17 protein-coding genes are annotated in these 18,830 nt (G+C 68.9%); 14 read left to right on the top strand and 3 right to left on the bottom strand.

Annotation, left to right across the window (positions count from 1 at the left end; genetic code table 11):
* Positions 1–21: 21 nt before the first annotated feature.
* Positions 22–1,164 (bottom strand): succinylglutamate desuccinylase/aspartoacylase family protein, encoded by a 1,143-nt coding sequence (locus ACOQOP_RS22055; RefSeq protein WP_420563973.1) that lies wholly within the window; start codon positions 1,162–1,164, stop codon positions 22–24.
* Positions 1,165–1,318: 154 nt separating this feature from the next.
* On the opposite strand from ACOQOP_RS22055, the gene ACOQOP_RS22060 reads away from it, so the two are divergent.
* Positions 1,319–3,220 carry a glycosyltransferase gene (locus ACOQOP_RS22060; RefSeq protein ID WP_420563974.1) on the top strand — a complete coding sequence of 634 codons (1,902 nt, stop codon included), beginning with the start codon at positions 1,319–1,321 and terminating at the stop codon, positions 3,218–3,220.
* A 12-nt stretch (positions 3,221–3,232) separates the two neighbouring features.
* On the opposite strand, the gene ACOQOP_RS22065 is transcribed toward ACOQOP_RS22060, so the two are convergent.
* Positions 3,233–4,162, bottom strand: coding sequence for a glycosyltransferase family 2 protein (locus ACOQOP_RS22065; RefSeq protein ID WP_420563975.1), 930 nt, complete (start codon positions 4,160–4,162; stop codon positions 3,233–3,235).
* Between the two features lie 322 nt (positions 4,163–4,484).
* On the opposite strand from ACOQOP_RS22065, the gene rfbC reads away from it, so the two are divergent.
* From rfbC to ACOQOP_RS22105, 8 genes are all read left to right on the top strand, one after another.
* Entirely contained in the window at positions 4,485–5,042 is a 558-nt protein-coding gene (rfbC, locus tag ACOQOP_RS22070) for a dTDP-4-dehydrorhamnose 3,5-epimerase (protein ID WP_420563976.1), read from the top strand.
* Positions 5,043–5,062: 20 nt separating this feature from the next.
* Positions 5,063–6,145 carry a dTDP-glucose 4,6-dehydratase gene (gene rfbB / locus ACOQOP_RS22075; protein ID WP_420563977.1) on the top strand — a complete coding sequence of 361 codons (1,083 nt, stop codon included), beginning with the start codon at positions 5,063–5,065 and terminating at the stop codon, positions 6,143–6,145.
* Positions 6,146–6,147: 2 nt separating this feature from the next.
* On the top strand, positions 6,148–7,050 hold the full coding sequence (rfbD, locus tag ACOQOP_RS22080; RefSeq protein WP_420566557.1) for a dTDP-4-dehydrorhamnose reductase: 903 nt from the start codon (positions 6,148–6,150) through the stop codon (positions 7,048–7,050).
* Positions 7,050–7,931, top strand: a complete 882-nt coding sequence (gene rfbA, locus ACOQOP_RS22085) for a glucose-1-phosphate thymidylyltransferase RfbA (protein WP_420563978.1) — start codon at positions 7,050–7,052, stop codon at positions 7,929–7,931. The genes rfbD and rfbA overlap by 1 nt, the downstream gene beginning before the upstream one ends.
* Before the next feature lie 30 nt (positions 7,932–7,961).
* Entirely contained in the window at positions 7,962–9,233 is a 1,272-nt protein-coding gene (locus tag ACOQOP_RS22090; protein WP_420563979.1) for a M23 family metallopeptidase, read from the top strand.
* A 191-nt stretch (positions 9,234–9,424) separates the two neighbouring features.
* Positions 9,425–10,759, top strand: coding sequence for a circularly permuted type 2 ATP-grasp protein (locus ACOQOP_RS22095; RefSeq protein ID WP_420563980.1), 1,335 nt, complete (start codon positions 9,425–9,427; stop codon positions 10,757–10,759).
* A 4-nt stretch (positions 10,760–10,763) separates the two neighbouring features.
* Positions 10,764–11,717, top strand: coding sequence for an alpha-E domain-containing protein (locus ACOQOP_RS22100; RefSeq protein WP_420563981.1), 954 nt, complete (start codon positions 10,764–10,766; stop codon positions 11,715–11,717).
* Positions 11,718–11,783: 66 nt separating this feature from the next.
* On the top strand, positions 11,784–12,704 hold the full coding sequence (locus tag ACOQOP_RS22105) for a transglutaminase family protein (RefSeq protein ID WP_420563982.1): 921 nt from the start codon (positions 11,784–11,786) through the stop codon (positions 12,702–12,704).
* 10 nt (positions 12,705–12,714) lie between these two features.
* Here the strand turns inward: ACOQOP_RS22105 and ACOQOP_RS22110 are convergent, their stop codons facing one another.
* Complete coding sequence (locus ACOQOP_RS22110) at positions 12,715–12,906, bottom strand: hypothetical protein (protein ID WP_420563983.1); 192 nt, start codon at positions 12,904–12,906, stop codon at positions 12,715–12,717.
* 127 nt (positions 12,907–13,033) lie between these two features.
* Here ACOQOP_RS22110 and ACOQOP_RS22115 point away from each other — a divergent pair, with 127 nt between their 5' ends.
* The 5 genes from ACOQOP_RS22115 to ACOQOP_RS22135 all read left to right on the top strand — a co-directional run bounded on the left by ACOQOP_RS22115 (position 13,034) and on the right by ACOQOP_RS22135 (position 18,761).
* Positions 13,034–13,918: a LysR family transcriptional regulator gene (locus ACOQOP_RS22115; protein WP_420563984.1), complete on the top strand. Its 885-nt coding sequence runs from the start codon at positions 13,034–13,036 to the stop codon at positions 13,916–13,918.
* Between the two features lie 92 nt (positions 13,919–14,010).
* Positions 14,011–15,174, top strand: coding sequence for a YbfB/YjiJ family MFS transporter (locus tag ACOQOP_RS22120; RefSeq protein WP_420563985.1), 1,164 nt, complete (start codon positions 14,011–14,013; stop codon positions 15,172–15,174).
* A 34-nt stretch (positions 15,175–15,208) separates the two neighbouring features.
* On the top strand, positions 15,209–16,240 hold the full coding sequence (locus ACOQOP_RS22125) for a glycosyltransferase (RefSeq protein WP_420563986.1): 1,032 nt from the start codon (positions 15,209–15,211) through the stop codon (positions 16,238–16,240).
* 77 nt (positions 16,241–16,317) lie between these two features.
* On the top strand, positions 16,318–17,085 hold the full coding sequence (locus ACOQOP_RS22130) for a glycosyltransferase family 2 protein (RefSeq protein ID WP_420563987.1): 768 nt from the start codon (positions 16,318–16,320) through the stop codon (positions 17,083–17,085).
* Between the two features lie 80 nt (positions 17,086–17,165).
* A complete protein-coding gene (locus ACOQOP_RS22135; protein WP_420563988.1) occupies positions 17,166–18,761 on the top strand; it encodes an ArnT family glycosyltransferase in 1,596 nt (531 codons plus the stop codon).
* Positions 18,762–18,830 lie beyond the last annotated feature (69 nt).

An 18,830-nucleotide genomic window follows, 5' to 3' on the forward strand; every position in this document is an offset into this window, starting at 1 on the left:
CGGGCTTTTTCATTGCGGCGCTCAGTCCGTCAGGTGGCTCGACGTCACCGTGACCGGCCGGTTGCTGGCGATCTTGGCCACCGTGGCACCGGTATGGGCGAAGCGCTGGATGCGCCGCGCGTAGACGATGCCGTCGCTCTCGGCGAACAGCTCGGTGCGGCCCTCGGCCGGGTCGTCGGCGGTCGGGTCGATCAGGTCGGCGATCGGTTGGCCTTCCGTCACTTCGGCGCCCAGTTGTACCCGGAAGCTGATGATGCCCGGGGTCGGCGCCTGGACCCGCTCCATGCCTTCCACCGGCACGGCGCGCACGGCGGCCTTGGTGTCGATCTCCAGGTCCTCCCCGCCGGCGATGATGCCGTAGCGCTGCAGGGTGCGGTACAACCGGTCCGCGTCTTCCTCGGCCAGGGCGTCGCCCACATCCCCGGCTCCGCGCAGCTCCACCGTGGAGCAGAGGCAGCCGTCGCGCATGCCGGCGGCCCCCAACTCCTCGTCGAGTTCGCGCCACGGGGTGGTCAACGCCTCGTCATAGGACATCGCGCCGGTCGGGTTGGTCAGCAGGGTGACCGCGCTGCCCAGCAGGCGGGACAGGTCGCTCGCCTGCGGCCAGTGCATGGTGTCGAGGTAGAGGTGGACCAGCCCCTCTTCCTCGCAATGCAGGTCCAGCACCAGGTCCGCGTCGCAGCCGAGCCGCATCAGGGTGATCCGCAGATAGTCGATCTCGGTCTCCGCCATGCTGGCCTGTTCGGCCAGGATGTCGGCGATCACCTCGCGCACCAGCACCACATTGGCGCGGGCGTCGTCGGTCAGCCGGCCGCGCACGGCATTCGCCACTTCGGCGGCGATGTCCGGGAATCCGCGGTTGAAGTTGGAGCCGTCGGCCTCGGCGAAGCGTCCGGACAGGGTGCCGCGCATGACCTGGGACTGGCCGATCGGATTGGCGATCGGCACCAGCATGATATGGCCGAGGATCTCGTGCTCGGCCGCGTCCAGGCGCCGGATCAGGTGGTGCAGCGCCAGTGACCCCGCCAACTCGCCGGCATGGGTGGCGGCCTGGATATAGGCCTTGGGCGTGGCGTCGGGATCGCCGTAGGTATGGACCGTCAGGTAGCGCTCGGTGCCGAGGCTCATGGGGGGCAGCGGGAAACGCGAAACGATGCGGGTCATTGCGTCCTATGGTGCGGCTCGTTCAAAGGTGCCGCATTGGCCAGTCCGGCCCCCGGCCTGTCAAGTCCCCCGCCTGTTAAGTCCGGGGACGCTCGCGCGGGCTTCCGGCCGTGGTAGGGTGGGGCTCCGAATTTGACGTGAGCGATTTGAGACCGTGCCCGCAGCCCCTCCCGTTGCCTCCATCCTGATCGTCGCCTACCAGTCCGGCCCGGATCTCGGCCGTTGCCTGGAAGCGCTGGACCGCCAGACGCGGTGGGACTTCGAGGTCATCCTGGTCGACAACGCCTCCACGGACGGGGCCGTGGAGGCGATCCCCCGTTACGACTGGCTGACCCTGGTGCGATCGCCGGAGAATGTCGGATTCGCCGCCGGGAATAACCTGGCCGCCCGCTCGGCCAGGGGGAGCTATCTGGTCACCCTGAACCCGGACGCCTTCGCCGAGCCCGGCTGGCTCGACGCGCTGATCGCCGCCGCCGAACGCCATCCCGACGCGGCGAGCATCGCCTCTGTCCAGCTCAGCGACGGGGATCCGGACCGGCTCGACGGGATGGGCGACCCCTACGCCCCGTGGGGAGCGGCCTGGCGGGGCGGCAAGGGCGGGCTCGCCGTGCCGGTGGCCGAGAGCGAGGTCTTCGGGCCCTGTGCGGCGGCGGCCCTGTACCGGCGCGAGGCGTTCGAGGCGGTCGGCGGGTTCTGCGAGCGGTTCTTCTGCTACTACGAGGATGTGGACCTCGCCCTGCGGCTCCGGCGCGTGGGCTGGCGCTCGGTGATCACGCCCTGGGCCGTCGTGCGCCATGTGGGCTCCGGCTCGACCTCCTCGGCCTTCGTGCTGCGTCATGCCACCCGGAACCGGGTCTGGACCTATCTGCGGGGCATGCCGGCGCTGGCGGGGCTGGTCTTCTCGCCGGTGATGGCCGCTCTGGCGCTTGCCGGTGTGCTGGCGGGGCTGCTGCGCGGCGGTGGCGGCGCCCGGGCAAGCGCGCTGCTGGAGGCGCTGCGGTCCCTTCCAGAGACGATGCGGGAACGCTCCGCGATCGCCCAGACGGCGGAGGTGAGCGCGCTGGGGTCGATGACCTGGTCGCCCCTGCGCTTCCTGCGGCGCGGGATCGATGCCCGGCCGATCGCGGACCTGCCGGACCGGCTTTCAACACGCGATGCGGACAACCCGTCGATCGTCGCGGTGATCGTCAGCCACGAGCCGGACGCGCGGCTGGACGCCGTGCTGGATGCAGCGCTCGCCCAATGCGGCCGGGTCGTGCTGGTGGACAACGCCAGTTCGGACGATGTCCGCCATCGATTGCGCGACCGGGCAGCGGCGGCATCGACGCTCACCCTGATTGAGAATGCCGAGAACCTCGGCCTGGCGGCGGCGCAGAACCAGGGGCTGGAGCTCGCCCGGGTCGCTGGGGCGGACTGGATCCTCCTGCTTGATGACGACAGCGTGCCCGCGCCTGACATGGTGGTGCGGCTGCTGGACGGCTGGCGGTCGCTGGCGGGCCGCGACCGGGTCGGCCTGCTGTCGCCGCGGCTCAGCGACGCCGAGGGCACGCTGAAGCCCTATCTGCTGTCCAGCGGCACCGGCTGGGACCTGCGGCGCGGTCGGATGGTGCCGGGGGCGGTGGTGCGCGACGGGGTCTTCGCCATCGCCTCGGGCAGTCTGCTCCGCCGCGACGTGCTCGACGTGGTCGGGCCCATGGCCGGGTCGTTCTTCATCGATTACGTGGATATCGAGTTCAGCCTGCGCCTGCGCCGGGCCGGGTTCGAGATCGTCGGCATCGGCGACGCCGTGCTCACCCATCGGCTGGGCGAATTCCATGAGACCGAGGTGCTGGGCCGCAGGGTGGCGCTGAACACCCATTCCGCCTGGCGCAGACGGCTGATCCACCGCAACCGGGTGCGGGTCTGGCGGCGGTTCGCGGCCGAGGTCCCTGCCTGGGTGGGCTGGGACGTCACCGCGGCGCTCTACGATGTCTGGAAGGCGGCCGTCTACGAGACCGACAGGGGCGCGAAGCTTCGCGCCATCTTCGGTGGCTTCCTGGCGGGCTGGCGGGGGTAAGGCGGTTGGGGCCTACCGGCCGGAGCCGCTGCGCAGCCGCTCGCCGATCCAGGCGAGCGTGATCGGCACCGCCCGGACGGCCAGGCGGGCGAAGATCGCGACGCTTATGATGCTGAGCATCAGGTCCGGATACTGCGGCCGGAAATGCTTGCGGAAATATTTCGTGGCGCTGATCGACTTGTGCCACTCGACGGTGAACGGCGAGACTCGGCTGGTGCCCTTCACATGGGTGACCGCCGCGTCGGGGACGTAGAGGATCTGCTTGCCGGACTTGGCGACCCGCATGCACAGGTCGACGTCCTCCACATGCAGGAAGTAGTCCTCGTCCATGCCGCCCAGCGCGTTGTAGGTCTCCGTCGGGATCATCATGAAGGCGCCGGAGATGCACTGCACCGCGGTGACCTTGTCCAGCGGCTCGGTCTCGTTGAGGTTCAGGCGCTGGAAATGCGGGTGGTTCGGCATCAGCCGGTCGAGCCGGAACAGCTCCACCAGACAGGTCCAGGGCGTCATCAGGTTGCGCCGGCCGCCGCGCTGCTCGCTGCCGTCCGGATTCTCGATCCGCACGGTCGCCATGGCCGCCTGGGGGGCGTCGTCGAACACGGCGAACACCCGGTTCACCACGCCCGGCCGCAGGACACAATCCGGGTTAAGCAGCAGCACATAGGCGGTCTTGGCGTAGCGCACGCCGAGATTGCAGCCCCGGGAAAACCCGACATTGCCCTGTCCCCGGATGACGACAAGACGCTTGTCCTCGGCAGCGAGCGCGTCGATCGCGGCACGGGTGTCCGACGAATTCCCGTTATCGACCAGGACGACGGATCGCACGCCCTCCTGCTGCAGAGCGGCGGTCACGCTGTCGATCAGAACCGACCCGGTCCGGTAGGACACGACGACCACCGTGCAGGCGTGAGCCCGCACCGGCTCGCGCTGGGATGACTCCATCGCGGGGCTGGTGCTGACTGCCCTGGGGCGTAAGGCAACAACCCGCCGGTCAAAAGGTTCTGTCGTCAGGCTCATCAGGTCCCGATCGTTTTCCCGACCAATAAATTCCGCCCGTCCTCCTCTTAGCAGGAGTTCGGTATCATACAATCGTGTCAAAAGGCACTTAAGGTGAACACTAGCATATTGCCGCGCTCCGAAGAAACGCGCCTGCCTGCGGAGTTGTAGACGTCACTTGCACCATGCTATCACCCGCCGCGGTTTCTCGCCCGCCCTCCGATCGATCCCAAGGCCTGGGCCGGCAAGCGTATCCGGAGGATAGAACGTGCAGGTAGAATCGCTGGCAATCCCGGACGTAAAGATCCTGACGCCGAAGCGGTTCGGCGACCCCCGCGGCTTCTTCTCCGAGACCTACAACAAGGCGGCCTTCGCCGAGCACGGTTTGAGCCTGGATTTCGTCCAGGACAATCACTCCATGTCCCAGGCCGTCGGCGTGCTGCGCGGCCTGCATTTCCAGACCCCGCCCTTCGCCCAGGACAAGCTGGTGCGGGTGGTGAAGGGCCGGATCTTCGACGTGGCCGTCGATATCCGCCAGGGTTCGCCCACCTACGGCAATTGGGTCGGCGCGGAGATCTCGGCCGAGGCCTGGAACCAGATCCTGGTGCCGGTCGGCTTCGCCCACGGCTTCGTCACCCTCGAGCCGGATACCGAGGTGATCTACAAGGTCACCGCTCCCTATGCGCCGGAGAACGACAAGGGCCTGGCCTGGGACGATCCGGCGATCGGCATCGACTGGCCGCTGAACGGCGCGACGCCGACCCTGTCCGACAAGGACACCAAGCATCCCAAGCTGGCCGATCTGCCGGCCTATTTCTCGATCTGACGTCGGCGCTGGAGAGGGTCATGGCGACACCGAAAACGGTTCTGGTCACCGGCGGCGCCGGATTCATCGGATCGGCGGTCATCCGGCTGCTGATCGCCGAGACCGATGTGCGTGTGGTGAATGTCGACAAGCTGACCTACGCGGCCAGCGGTACCGCCCTGCGCGCCGTCGAGGACAGCAACCGCTACGCCTTCGAGCAGGTCGACATCACCGACTCGGCGGCGCTGAAGCGGGTGTTTGAGACCCATGACCCGGACGCGGTGATGCATCTGGCGGCCGAGTCCCATGTGGACCGCTCGATCGACGGGCCGGAAGCGTTCATCCAGACCAACATCATCGGCACCTTCCGCCTGTTGCAGGCCGCGCGCCAGCATTTCGGCGGCCTGGAGGACGGCCGCAAGGCGGGCTTCCGTTTCCACCACATCTCCACCGACGAGGTGTTCGGCTCGCTCGGCGACGAGGGCATGTTCACCGAGGAGACCGGCTACGACCCGCGTTCGCCCTATTCGGCGTCGAAAGCCTCGTCCGACCATCTGGTGCGGGCCTGGGGCGAGACCTACGGGCTGCCGGTCGTGGTGTCGAACTGCTCGAACAATTACGGGCCGTTCCACTTCCCCGAGAAGCTGATCCCGCTGATGATCATCAAGGGTCTGCGGGGCGAGCCCCTGCCGGTCTATGGCAACGGCCAGAACGTGCGCGACTGGCTGTTCGTCGAGGACCATGCCCGGGCGCTGTGGACCGTGCTGTCCAAGGGCGCGGAAGGCGAGAGCTACAATATCGGCGGCCATAACGAGATGTCCAACCTGGCCGTGGTCGAGACGATCTGCGACCTGCTGGACCGCCATGCGCCGCCGCTCCCGGGCGGCAAGTCCCGGCGCGAGCTGATCACCTTCGTCACCGACCGGCCGGGCCACGATTTCCGCTACGCCATCGATGCCGCCAAGATCGAGCGCGAGCTCGGCTGGACGCCCCGCGAGACCTTCGAGAGCGGGATCGAGAAGACGGTGCGCTGGTATCTGGACAACGAGGCCTGGTGGCAGCCGCTGCTCGACCGCAACGTGCTGGCCCGGGTCGGCACCGGCACCGCCGGAAAGACGGGGTGAGCATGCGGGTTCTGGTAACCGGAGTGACCGGCCAAGTCGGCGGCGCACTCGTCCGGCTGGCCGGCGACGAGACCGCCGAGGGCATCGAGATCGTCGGCGTCGGCCGGGATCGCCTGGACCTCGCCCAGCCCGGCCGCATCGACGGGGCGCTCGACGCCGTGCGTCCGGACCTGGTGATCAATCCCGCCGCCTATACCGCCGTGGACAAGGCCGAGCAGGAGACCGATCTGGCCTTCGCCATCAACCGCGACGGCCCCGCCGCCCTGGCGGCCGCCTGCGCGGAGCGGCGGATCGGCCTGATCCATGTCTCCACCGATTACGTGTTCGATGGCGAGGGCAGCCGCCCCTACCAGCCGACCGATCCGGTCTCGCCCCTGGGCGTCTACGGGGCGTCCAAGGAGGCCGGCGAGACCGCGATCCGCCACGCGCTGGAGGATCACCTGATCCTGCGCACGGCCTGGGTCTACGCGGCCCGCGGCGGCAATTTCATGAACACCATGCTGCGGGTCGGCAAGGATCGGGACGAGCTGCGGGTCGTCGACGATCAGTTCGGCACGCCGACAGCGGCGGTCGATATCGCAGGCGCCCTGCTGGCGCTGGTGCGGGCACGCATGGACGGAGCGCCGGTGGCCGCCGGCACCTACCACTACACCGCCGACGGGACCACCACCTGGCACGGCTTCGCCGAGGCGATCTTCGACCGGGCGGAGCCGCTCTGGGGGCGGCGACCGACGGTTCACGCGATTCCGACCGTTGACTACCCGACCCCGGCGAAGCGCCCGGCTTATTCCGTACTTGATACCTCAGCGTTGATCGCGGCATTGCCGACCCTGCCGCACCGGTCCTGGCAGGCGGCCCTGGATGAAGTTTTCGCCGCCCGTATGGCGGCAGAGGAGACGGTCTGATGAAAGGGATCATTCTGGCGGGCGGGTCCGGGACCCGGCTCTATCCGTTGACCATGGTGGCCAGCAAGCAGTTGCTGCCGGTCTACGACAAGCCGATGATCTACTACCCGCTGACCACGCTGATGCTTGCCGGTATCCGCGAGATCCTGGTGATCACCACGCCGCAGGACCAGCCGGCCTTCCAGCATCTGATGGGCGACGGCACCAAGTGGGGCATCGAGATCACCTATGCGGTCCAGCCGGAACCGAACGGCCTTGCGGAAGCCTTCATCATCGGCCGCGAGTTCGTCGGCAACGACCCGGTGGCCCTGGTTCTGGGGGACAACATCTTCTACGGACACGGCCTGACCGAGATCCTGCAGCGCGCCCGCGCCGAGGCGTCGGGGCAGGGCGGGGCGACCGTCTTCGGCTATTACGTGAGCGATCCGGAGCGCTACGGCGTCGTCGATTTCGACGAGGCGGGCAAGGCCACCTCCATCGTCGAGAAGCCGGCGAACCCGGCCTCGAACTGGGCGGTCACGGGGCTGTATTTCTACGACAACAGCGTGCTGGACGTCGCCGCCTCCATCAAGCCGTCGCCGCGCGGCGAGCTGGAGATCACCGACGTGAACAAGGTGTATCTGGACAACGGCACCCTGCGGGTCGAGCGCATGGGCCGCGGCTATGCCTGGCTCGATACCGGCACCCATGCGAGCCTGCTGCAGGCCTCGGAGTTCGTCCGCACGGTGGAGGAGCGTCAGGGCCTGAAGATCGCCTGTGTGGAAGAGATCGCCTATTACATGGACTACATCGACGCCGAGCAGGTGTTGAAACTCGCGGCCCCCCTGGCGAAATCGGGGTATGGTGAATATCTGCAGCGCATGGTTCGCGCGCGGCACTGACGCGGTGCGCGGAGATCCGGAGGCCGGCTCTTGTTTTTTCGTGCAGCACTCGCCCTGATCTTCTGCGCCGCTCTCGCATCCTTTGCCTATGCCTTCTGGCTGGTCCTGTCGCCGGAAGGCCATAACTGGAGCGTCGACATCCCGGTCGAGCGCCAACTGCCCAGGACCCAGGATCAGGCTGCCGCACCCGCCGACCCCGCCCCCCGGACGGAAGCCCCGGCCGCCGACGCGCCGGCACCCGCGGCGGACCCGGCGCCGCAATCGTCCGCACCCGCCGCCACACCTCCCGCCGTCTCTGCCCCCGCGGTCTCTGCCCCGACCGTCGCGCTTCCCGCGGTGGAGGGCGAACGGCCCATCACCCTGTCCCTGCCGATCGCCTGCGAGCCGGGCGTGGACTGCTGGGTGGTGAACTATGTCGATCTCGACCCCGGCCCGGGCCGCCAGGACTACCGTTGTGGCGAGATGTCCTATGACGGCCACAAGGGGACCGATATCGGCCTCGCCAATGACCGCCGGGTCGAGGAGAACGTCCCTGTCCTCGCCGCGGCAGCCGGCAAGGTGATCGGCACCCGCGACGGCGAGGAGGATCTCGGTACGGCGGGCATCGAGGCCGCCAAGGCCGCCGGCAAGGAGTGCGGCAACGGCGTGCGCATCGACCATGGCGACGGCTGGGCCACCCAGTACTGCCACATGCGCAAGGGCAGCGTGATCGTCCATCCGGGACAGGAGGTCTCAGCCGGTGACGCGCTCGGCGCGGTCGGCCTGTCGGGGATGACCCAGTTCCCGCATGTCCACCTCTCCGTGGTGCGTGGCTCCGAGGTGGTCGACCCGTTCCGGGGCGTTCTGGAGGGCGGCGAGAGCTGCGGTTTAGGCCGGCAGCCGCTCTGGGACGACAAGGCCCTGGCCTCCCTGGCCGCGATCAAGGCGCCGACGCTGCTCGACATCGCCTTCTTCGACCGCGTTCCCGACAGCGATCGGGCCGCTGCCGGCGAGGCCGCCATGACCAGCCTTCCGCCCGATGCCGGGGCGATCGTCGTCTGGTTCCGGGCGGTCGGCGTGCAGCCGGGCGATACGGGGCGGCTGACGCTGTTCGCTCCCGACGGCACGGCGGTGGCCGACGACACCCATACCTTCGACAAGACCCAGTCCGCGGTCTTCCGGGCGGTCGGCCTGAAGAACACCAGCGCCCGGTTCCCCGACGGCTTCACCCGCGGCGACTGGACGGGACGGGCGGTGCTGACGCGAAACGGTCAGGTGACCGGTGAGCGTACCGTGAAGGTTTCGGTGCCGACCGGCGGCTGACGCGTCAGCGTCACCCCGTTGCACTGCACCAGAGTGCTTGTTAAAGCTATTAGCAAGTTTTCGCTAATGCACGGGAGGCGGCCATCCGCGCGCGGCATCGACTGCTTGAAGACTACGATCCCGACGGGTTCTTCTGCGAATACCAGGGTGACACGGAGCGTCAGAAGGTACTTGCCGGCCTGCTGAAACGGTTGAACGGCACCACGCCGAAGGAACTGACGCGGCTCTCCAAAGCGGTCGATCGCGAACTCTACAACCTCGGCATTACCTTCACGCTCTACCACGAGGGCTCGTCGGTCGACCGGGTGCTGCCCTTCGACCTGATCCCCCGGGTGCTGACGCCGGCCGACTGGGAGACCATCGAGCAGGGCTCGATCCAGCGGGTGCAGACCCTGAACCTGCTGCTCGCCGACATCTATGGCGACCAGAAGGTGATCAAGGACGGTATCCTGCCCGCCGATCTGGTCTTCAAGAATCCGAACTACCGCCCGGAGATGGTCGGCCTCAAGGTCCCGGAAAACTCCTACGTCAACGTCTGCGGCGTCGACGTGGTGCGCGGCGGCGACGGCCAGTTCGTGGTGCTCGAGGACAACGCCCGCAGCCCGTCCGGCGTGTCCTACGTGGTGGAGAACCGCCAGCTCATGCGGCGGACCATGCCGCATCTTTTCGAGGGGATGAACGTCCGACCCGTGCTCGATTACGGGCTGCGGCTGCATCGCGCCCTGTGCGAGTCAGCACCGGCCGGCGTCAGCGATCCGCAGGTCGTTCTGCTGTCGCCCGGGCCGTTCAATTCCGCCTATTTCGAGCATGTGTTCCTGGCCCGCGAGATGGGCATCCCGCTGGTCACCGGCCAGGACATGGTCGTGGAGAACGACAAGGTCTACATGCGCACCACCGGCGGCCTGATGCCGGTGCATGTGATCTACCGCCGGATCAACGACGACTTCCTCGATCCGGAGGTGTTCCGCGAGGACAGCATGCTCGGCGTGCCGGGCGTGATGCGTGCCTACGCCAAGGGCAACGTGACGATCGCCAACGCGGTCGGCACCGGCGTGGCCGACGACAAGGGCGTCTACGCCTATATCCCGCGGCTGATCAAATACTACCTGGATCAGGATGCCATCCTGCCGAACGTGCCGACCAACCTGTGCCGCGAGAAGGACGGGCTGCAGTACACGCTCGACAATCTGGACAAGCTGGTGACCAAGCCGGTCGGCGAGGCCGGCGGCTACGGCGTGGTGATCGGTCCGCGCGCCTCGGCCCGCGAACTGGCGGAGACCCGCAAGGCGATCGAGAAGGATCCGGCGAACTACATCTCCCAGCCGATGGTCGAGCTGTCGGTCTCCCCGACCCTGATCGCCGGACGGGTGGAGCCGCGCCATGTGGATCTGCGGCCGTTCTGCGTGACCGGCAAGTCGACCTGGGTGCTGCCCGGCGGCCTGACCCGCGTCGCGCTGAAGAAGGGCTCCCTGGTGGTGAACTCGTCCCAGGGCGGCGGATCCAAGGACACCTGGGTGCTGGAGTAGGCCGATGCTGTCACGCTATGCAGAGAACGTGTACTGGCTCGGCCGTTATGTCGAGCGCGCCGAGAACCTCGCCCGCCTTCTGGACACCCACGGCTCCTTCGCCCGCGACCCGCGCGCGACCGGCGACTGGGAGGCGGTGATCCGGATCAATGCGGATGAGGAGGAATTCTTCAGCCGCAACAAGGAAGCGACGGCGGCGGCGGTCCTGTATTTCTACCTGATCGACCCGAAGAGCCCGACCTCGATCCTGAACTCGATCGGCTACGCCCGGGAGAATGCGCGGACGGTGCGGCACCTGATCAGCACCGAGCTCTGGGCGCATCTGAACACCTTCTTCGGCGAGATGCATGAGCTGAAGCGCCGGGACATCGGCCTTGCCCGCCTGGCAAAGGTGGCGTCGTTCATCAAGACCAACTGCCAGACCCATACGGGCATCGCCGAGGGCACCCTGTACCGGGATCAGGCCTATCGCTTCTATCAACTCGGCCGCCACGTGGAGCGCGCCGACCAGACCTCGCGCCTGCTCGACGTGAAGTACCGCCAGCTTCAGAGCGTGGAGGAGGATCCGGGCTCGCCGATCGACATCAGCCAGTGGAACGCCCTGCTGCGCTCCGCCGCCGGGTACCAGGCCTATCGCCGCACCCGTCCGGGCAGCATGAGCACCAGCGACGTGGCCCGCTTCCTGATGTCGGACAGCGAGTTCCCGCGCTCGATCTGCTTCTGCCTGTACCGGATCAAGTACGACCTCGCCTGTCTGGAGAGCGAGCATGGGCTCGAACTGGGCGAGGGGCTGCGCGCGAAGCTGGGACGGGTCATGGAGATCTCCGGCCAGACACCCACCGACCGGATCGAACCGGCCTGGCTGCACAAGTTCGCCGACGCCATCCAGGACGGCCTGCTCGAACTCAGCGGTGCGCTGGGAGAGCGGTTCTTCGGGCTGGCCGAGGCAGCGGAATAACCGGCAACGGTTTGTTCACGTTTCGTCGTTAGGGTTATCGACGTTACTGGTTGTGGGCGGACTGCCATGCAGGTCCTCAGCATCATTCACCGCACGGAGTATTCGTACCGCGAGCCGGTACGGTTCGGAGAGCATCGCCTGCTGTTCCGCCCGCGCGACAGCCATGACATGCGCCTGGTCGACAGCCGGCTGAAGATCCTGCCGGCCTCGAACGTGCGCTGGATGCACGACGTGTTCTCCAACTCCGTGGCGGTCGCCCGCTTCGACGATCCGGCCGACCGGCTGCTGTTCGAGAGCGTGATCGTGGTCGAGCACTACGCCGCCAGCGCCCCGGTCTTCGAGATCGCCGAGCACGCCCGCTACCTGCCCTTCGCCTATGCTCTGGACGACCTGCAGGATCTCGGCCGCACCGCCACGCGCCACCATCCCGACGACGGGAAGATCGAGGCCTGGGCCCGCTCGTTCTTCACCGGCGAGAAGACCGAGACGCTCGACCTGCTGCGCCGCATGACCGAGAGCGTGCGCGCCGATTTCGCCTATCGTCCGCGCGAGGAGGAGGGGGTGCAGTCCCCGTCCGAGACGCTGCTGCGCAAGCGCGGGACCTGCCGCGACTTCGCCCTGCTGATGATGGAGGCGGTCCGGGCGCTGGGCCTCGCCGCCCGGTTCGTCACCGGCTACGTCTTCGATCCGGCGGTGGAGGTGGGCGGCGGCGTGGTGAATTCGATCCACGGTGGCCAGGCCGTCCAGGGGGCGGGCGCCACCCATGCCTGGGTCCAGGTCTATCTGCCGGGGGCCGGCTGGGTCGAATACGACCCGACCAACGGCATCATCGGCGGTGAGAACCTGATCCGCGTCGGCGTCGCCCGCGACCCGAGCCAGGCGATCCCGCTCCAGGGCAGCTATTTCGGTCCGGCCGAGGCCTTCGTGAAGATGGATGTCTGCGTCGACGTCCTGCGCGGCAACGTGCTGGAAAGCCGCGCCGCCTGACCGATCCCGCCTATTTCGTCTTCAGCACGAACTCCATGCCGCTTCGGTTGCCGACATAGATCCCGGGTTTCGTCCGCCTCAGGGAGAGGATCAGGCCGGAAACCATCACATCGACCCGGTCGCCCTGCATGCGGACCACCTGGGCGTCCATCTTCTGGTCGGTATCCGTGCACTCGACCGTCACCGTGTCGTCCAGGCGCATGACCGCGCTCCCTGCTGGAGAGAAGGACGACAGGATAGCCGATTCGTGTGACATCCGCCCGCGTTCGATATCGCTCGATCTGATACAGTGCGTTTATCGCGATCTCATCGGGCGTTCGGAGCGTGCCATGGACATGCAGGACCTGAAGGTTTTCGAGGCGGTGGCCCGCCATGGCGGCATGAAGCGGGCGGCGGAGGAACTGGCCACCGTCCAGTCCAACGTCACCGCCCGGATCCGCGCACTGGAGGAGGACCTGGAGGTCCGGCTGTTCGACCGGCACAGCCGCGGCGTCGCCCTGACCGCCGCCGGCGAGCGGCTGCTGCCCTATGCCCATCGCGCCGCCGTGCTGATGACCGATGCCCGGCGGGCCGCCCGGGACGACGGCACGCCCTCGGGCTCCCTGGTGGTCGGCTCGCTGGAGACCACGGCCGCGCTGCACCTGTCGCGGCCGCTCGCCGCCTATGTGGCCGCCCATCGCGAGGTGGATCTCGTTCTGCGCACCGGCACCACGGCGGAGCTGATCGAGCGGGTGCTCAAGGGCGAGCTGGAGGGCAGTTTCGTCTGCGGCCCGGTCGCCCATCCCGAACTCGAGGTGCAGACCGTCTATCATGAGGAGCTGGTGCTGGTGGCCCCACCCGGCCTCGGCGCCATCGAGGCGCTGTCGGCCCGGCGCGAGGTGCGGATCGTGGTGCTGCGGGCCGGCTGCTCCTACCGCCAGCGGCTGGAGGAGATCCTCGCCCGCCGCGGCATCGTCGGCCTGCGGACCCTGGAGTTCGGCACGATCGAGGCCATCGTCGGCAGCGTGGCCGCCGGCCTGGGCGTGACCCTGATGCCGCGCGGCATCGTCGCCCCGGCGGAGGCCGAGGGGCGGGTCGAGCTGCACCGTCTGCCGCCGGAGGACGGGCTGGTCGAAACCCTGTTCATCCGCCGCCGCGACGGCCACGCCTCCAGTGCCCTGACCGCCCTGATCGCCACGGCGGCCGGGCCGGCCCAGGCGGTGGCGGCGGAGTAGGTATCTCCTGAATTGATCGCCGGTATCGGATCAATTCGCTTCTCGTGAGAGCGGCGCGCCCCTAGCTTGCCTGCATGAGCGAGGCGATGACAATGACCGAGACGAGCGCGCGGATGCCCTGGCGGGCGGTTGCGGCCGGATGTGCCGCCATGCTGGTGGGCATTGGCCTCGCCCGCTTCGCCTATACCCCGCTGATCCCGGCGGTGGTGGAGGCCGGGTGGTTCGCGCCGGCCGCCGCCCTCTATCTTGGGGCCGCCAACCTGCTCGGCTATCTGGCGGGGGCGGTGGCGGGCAACCGGCTGTCGGCCCGGTTCGGGGCGGTGCCTGTGCTGCGCTGGTCGATGGCGGCCTGTGCCGTCTCCCTGCTGGTCTGCGCCGAGCCGCTGGGCTTCCTCTGGGTCTTCCTGTGGCGCCTGGTGGCCGGGATCGCCGGCGGCGCGCTGATGGTGGTCGCGGCCCCGACCGCGCTGGCCCAGGTGCCCCAGGGACGGCGCGGGCTTGCCGGCGGGCTGATCTTCACCGGCGTCGGTCTCGGCATCGCCATCTCCGGAACCCTGGTGCCCGCCCTTCTGCAGATCGGGCTGGTGGAGACCTGGCTTGCCCTGGGCGGGCTCTGCGCCGTCTTCACCCTGCTGGTCTGGACCTGGTGGCCGGAGGGAGCGGCACCCCGCCGCCTCGGCGGCGCGCGGGCCTCGTCCAGCGTTTCGGTGATCGCCCTGCTGGCGGTCTACGGGCTGATCGCCGCCGGGCTGGTGCCGCACATGGTGCTGCTGGTGGACTTCGTGGTGCGCGGACTGGAGCGCTCCTTCGCCCTGGGGGCGGCGGTCTGGATCGCGCTCGGCATCGGGGCTGCCTGCGGGCCGACCCTGGCGGGACGGCTGGCCGACCGGATCGGCTTCGCCGCCGGGCTGCGGCTGTATCTGGTCGTCGTCGGTCTGGCGGTCGCCGCCCTGGCGCTCGGCGTCGGCGAGATCGGCCTGTTCGTCTCCGCCGTGGTCGGCGGAGCATCGATTCCCGGCGTGGTGCCGCTGGTGCTCGGCCGGGTGCACGACCTGGTGGAGGATCCCGCCGCCCGGCTCGGCACCTGGGGGCGGGCAGCCATGGCCTTCGCGGTCGGGCAGGCGGCCGGCGCCTACGGTTTCTCCGCCCTCTACGACCGCCTAGGCTCCTATCCTCTCATCTTCGCGCTCGCCGCCGGGCTGATGGCCCTGGCACTGGTCATCGACCTTGTGTGGGTGCGCCGCCCGACGCCATAGTGCGGCCCGACCGACACCCACGCGGACCGAGCCCGTGCGCATCCTCTCGATCCTCGCCGGTGCCGCCAATGGCGGGGCCGAGACCTTCTTCGTCACCCTGACCAAGGCGCTCGCCGAGGCGGGGGAGGAGTCCCGCGCCGTCATCCGCCCGAACCCGCCGCGCCGGGCCGACCTGGAGGCCGGCGGGGTGCCGGTTTCCGAAGCGCCCTTCGGCTCCTGGCTCGATTTCCGCACCAAGCCGGCGCTGCGCCGGGTGGTGGCGGAGTTCCGGCCCGAGGTTGTGCTGTCCTACATGAGTCGGGCCAGTTCCTTCATGCCCGCCGGCAACCATGCCAAGGTTGCCCGTCTGGGTGGCTTTTACGACCTTAAATACTTCCGCAACTGCGACCACCTGGCCTGCATCACCGAGGGTATCCGCCGCCACGTGATCGCGCATGGCTGGCCGGAGGATCGGTGCAGCGTGATCCCGAACTTCGCCGAGCGCGACGACAGCCCGGCCGCCGACCGCGCCGCCCTGGGCGTGCCGGAGGGGGCGACCGTCGTCTTCACCCCGTCGCGCCTGCACAAGGTGAAGGGCTTCGACGTGCTGATGCAGGCGGCGGTCGATCTGCCCCAGGTGCATCTCTGGATCGCGGGCAGCGGGCCGGAGGACGCCTCGCTCAAGGCGCTGGCGGGCGAACTCGGCATTGCCGACCGGGTCACCTTCCTAGGCTGGCGGCGCGACACCGGTGCGTTCTTCCGGAGTTGCGACATCGTCGCCTTCCCGTCGCGTCACGAGCCCTTCGGCACGGTGACCCTGGAGGCCTGGGCCTATGGCAAGCCGCTGGTGACCACCGACGCCGACGGTCCGGCGGAGTTCGTGCGTGACGGCGAGGACGGTCTGATCGTGCCCAAGGGTGAGGCAGGTCCCCTGCGTGACGCCCTGCGCCGGGTGATGGAGGAGAAGGGGCTGGCCGACCGTCTTGTCGCCGCCGGCACCGCCCGTCACGAGGGGGACTTCACACAGGACGCCTGCGTCGCCAATTACAGGGCGCTGTTCCGGCGGCTTCGCGGCATGCGTGCCTGAAGCGCGGGGCTTCGTGATCGCCTTGTCCTGGCGGATCTGCTAGGACGGGCGCCATACCCTGTCCTTGCGCCCGGCCGATGTCCGATACCCAGCCCGCCAGTTCCGCCCTGCCCCCGCTCAGTGTGATCGTTCCCGTCTGCGACGAGGCGGGCGCCATCGCCGCGCTGTTGCAGGAGATCCTCGACAAGGTCGGCGCCGCCTACAGTGTCGAAGTAATCGTCGTCGATGACGGCAGCCGGGACGGCACCGACGGGATCGTCGCCAACCTGGCCGCCAAGGACCCGCGCATCACCCTGATCCGCCACGCCGCCCGCTCCGGCAAGAGTGCCGCCCTGCGCACCGGCGCCATGGCGGCGACCTCTCTCTGGATCGCGACGATCGACGGCGACGGCGAGAACGATCCGGCCGACGTGGTCGCCATGGCCTCCCGGATCGACGCTACCCGTGTGGGCCGGGTCGGCCTGGTCGCCGGGATCCGCCGCCGCCGCACCGCGGGCATCCGCCGGCTGATCGCCTCGCGTATCGGCAACGGGGTGCGCCGCCTGCTGCTGCGCGACGACTGCCCGGACACCGCCTGCGGCCTGAAGGTGGTGCCGCGTCCGCTGTTCCTGGCCTTCCCCTATTTCGACAGCCTGCACCGCTACATGCCGGCGCTGACCAAGCGCTACGGCTACGACACGCTGCATGTCTCGGTCGATGACCGGCCGCGCATGGCGGGGCGGTCGAAATACACCAATATCGGCCGCGCCCTGGTCGGGATCGTCGACCTGCTGGGCGTGGTCTGGCTCCTGCGCCGCACGACCGTCGGCGCCAACCCCATTGCGGAAGCGGATCGCGCGCCATGATGCCCGACGTGCCCCAGTCTCCGAATGCCCTGTCCCCTCGCCAATGGCTGCTAGTGCTTGTGATCGCCGTGGCAGCCCTGATGCCGGGGATCTTTCAGATCCCGGCGATGGACCGCGACGAGTCCCGCTATGCCCAGGCGTCGCGCCAGATGCTGGAGACCGGTGACCTGGTCGACATCCGCTTCCAGGACGTGCCGCGCCACGTGAAGCCGATCGGCACCTACTGGCTGCAGGCGGCAAGTGCCGAGATCCTGGGCGGCGGTCCGGAGGCCGGGATCTGGGCCTATCGCATGCCCTCCCTGCTGGGGGCCATCGCCATCGTCGCCATGACCGCCTGGCTGGCCGCAAGGCTCGGCGGGGCGACGGCCGGCGTGGCGGCCGGCATCGTCATCGCGCTTGCGCTGATCACCAGCGTGGAGGCGCGCACGGCCAAGACCGACGCCCTGCTGGTGGCGGCGATCCTGGCCGCCCAGATCGCCCTGCACCGCATCGCCACCCATCCGGATCGGCCGGAGGGCTTCTTCGGCGGCGGGCTGCGCTCGCCCGCGGCGTTCTGGCTGTTCCACGGGATCGGGCTGCTGATAAAGGGGCCGATCATCACCCTGGTGGCCGGCACCACCATCGCCGCCTGGTGCCTGTGGAACCGGGACCGCGAACTGCTGCGGCGGATGTATTGGCTGCCGGGCATCGCGCTGAGCCTCGCCGTGGTCGCCCCCTGGGTGATTGCCATCACCATGAAGGTCGGGCCGGGCTTCCTGGAGGAAGCGATCGGTCACGCCCTCCTGGGCAAGGTGGCCCGCGGCGACGACTCCCACGGCGCTCCGCCGGGCTATCACACCCTGTTCTTCCTACTGGTGTTCTGGCCGGGCACGGCCCTGGCGGCCGGCGGCGCCATGCTGGCCTGGACCCGCCGGGTCTCGCCGGATGTCCGCTTCCTGATCTGCTGGATCGTGCCGACCGTCGTCGTATTCGAGGCGGTGGCGACCAAGCTGCCGCACTACACCTTCCCGACCTATCCGGCGATAGCCGTGCTGGCCGGACTGTTCCTCGCCACCGGGACCGGTCTGGTCGCCAGCGGCAAGGGCCGGACGGCCCACCGGGTGCTCGGCGCGATCGCCGTGCTGGTCAGCCTCGCGGTCGCGGCCGTGCCCACCGCCGCCAAGATCCATCTGACCGGCACCGTGACGCCGGGGACCATCGCCGCGACCGGAGTCGGCCTCGTAGTCGTGGTCCTGATGGTCCGCTTCCTCAAGGAGCTCTCGCTTGCCCGGCTGGTGCATCTCGCGGTCGGCGTCTGCGTGTTCTACGGCCTGACCTTCGCCGTGGTGGCGCCTTCGCTGGACCGTCTGTGGATCGCCCGCGCCCTGCAGCCGGTGATCGCCTCAGCCGGCACCTGCGAGACCGGTCCGCTGGTCACCGCCGGCTTCTCCGAGCCGAGCATGGTCTTCGTCCACGGCACCAAGACCCGGCTCAGCGATGCGTCCGGCGCCCTCGATACCCTGGCCGCCAACCCGCTCTGCGCCATCGCCGTGGTCGAGCGCCGGCAGCAGGCGGATTTCCTCGCCGGCGTGGAGGCCCTCGGCCTCAAGGTCGAGGCGGCGGGGGAGGTGCAGGGCCTGAACTACTCTCGAGGGCACGAGATCAACATCACGGTCTACCGGGTCGCCCAGCCATAGGCGTGCCGTTGAGGTAATGACAGCGCGCCCGGTCCTTCCGTAAGGTCGGCGCCGTCCTTTCGCGTCCCC

This window comes from Thalassobaculum sp. (assembly GCF_965223715.1).
Lineage (GTDB): Bacteria > Pseudomonadota > Alphaproteobacteria > Thalassobaculales > Thalassobaculaceae > Thalassobaculum.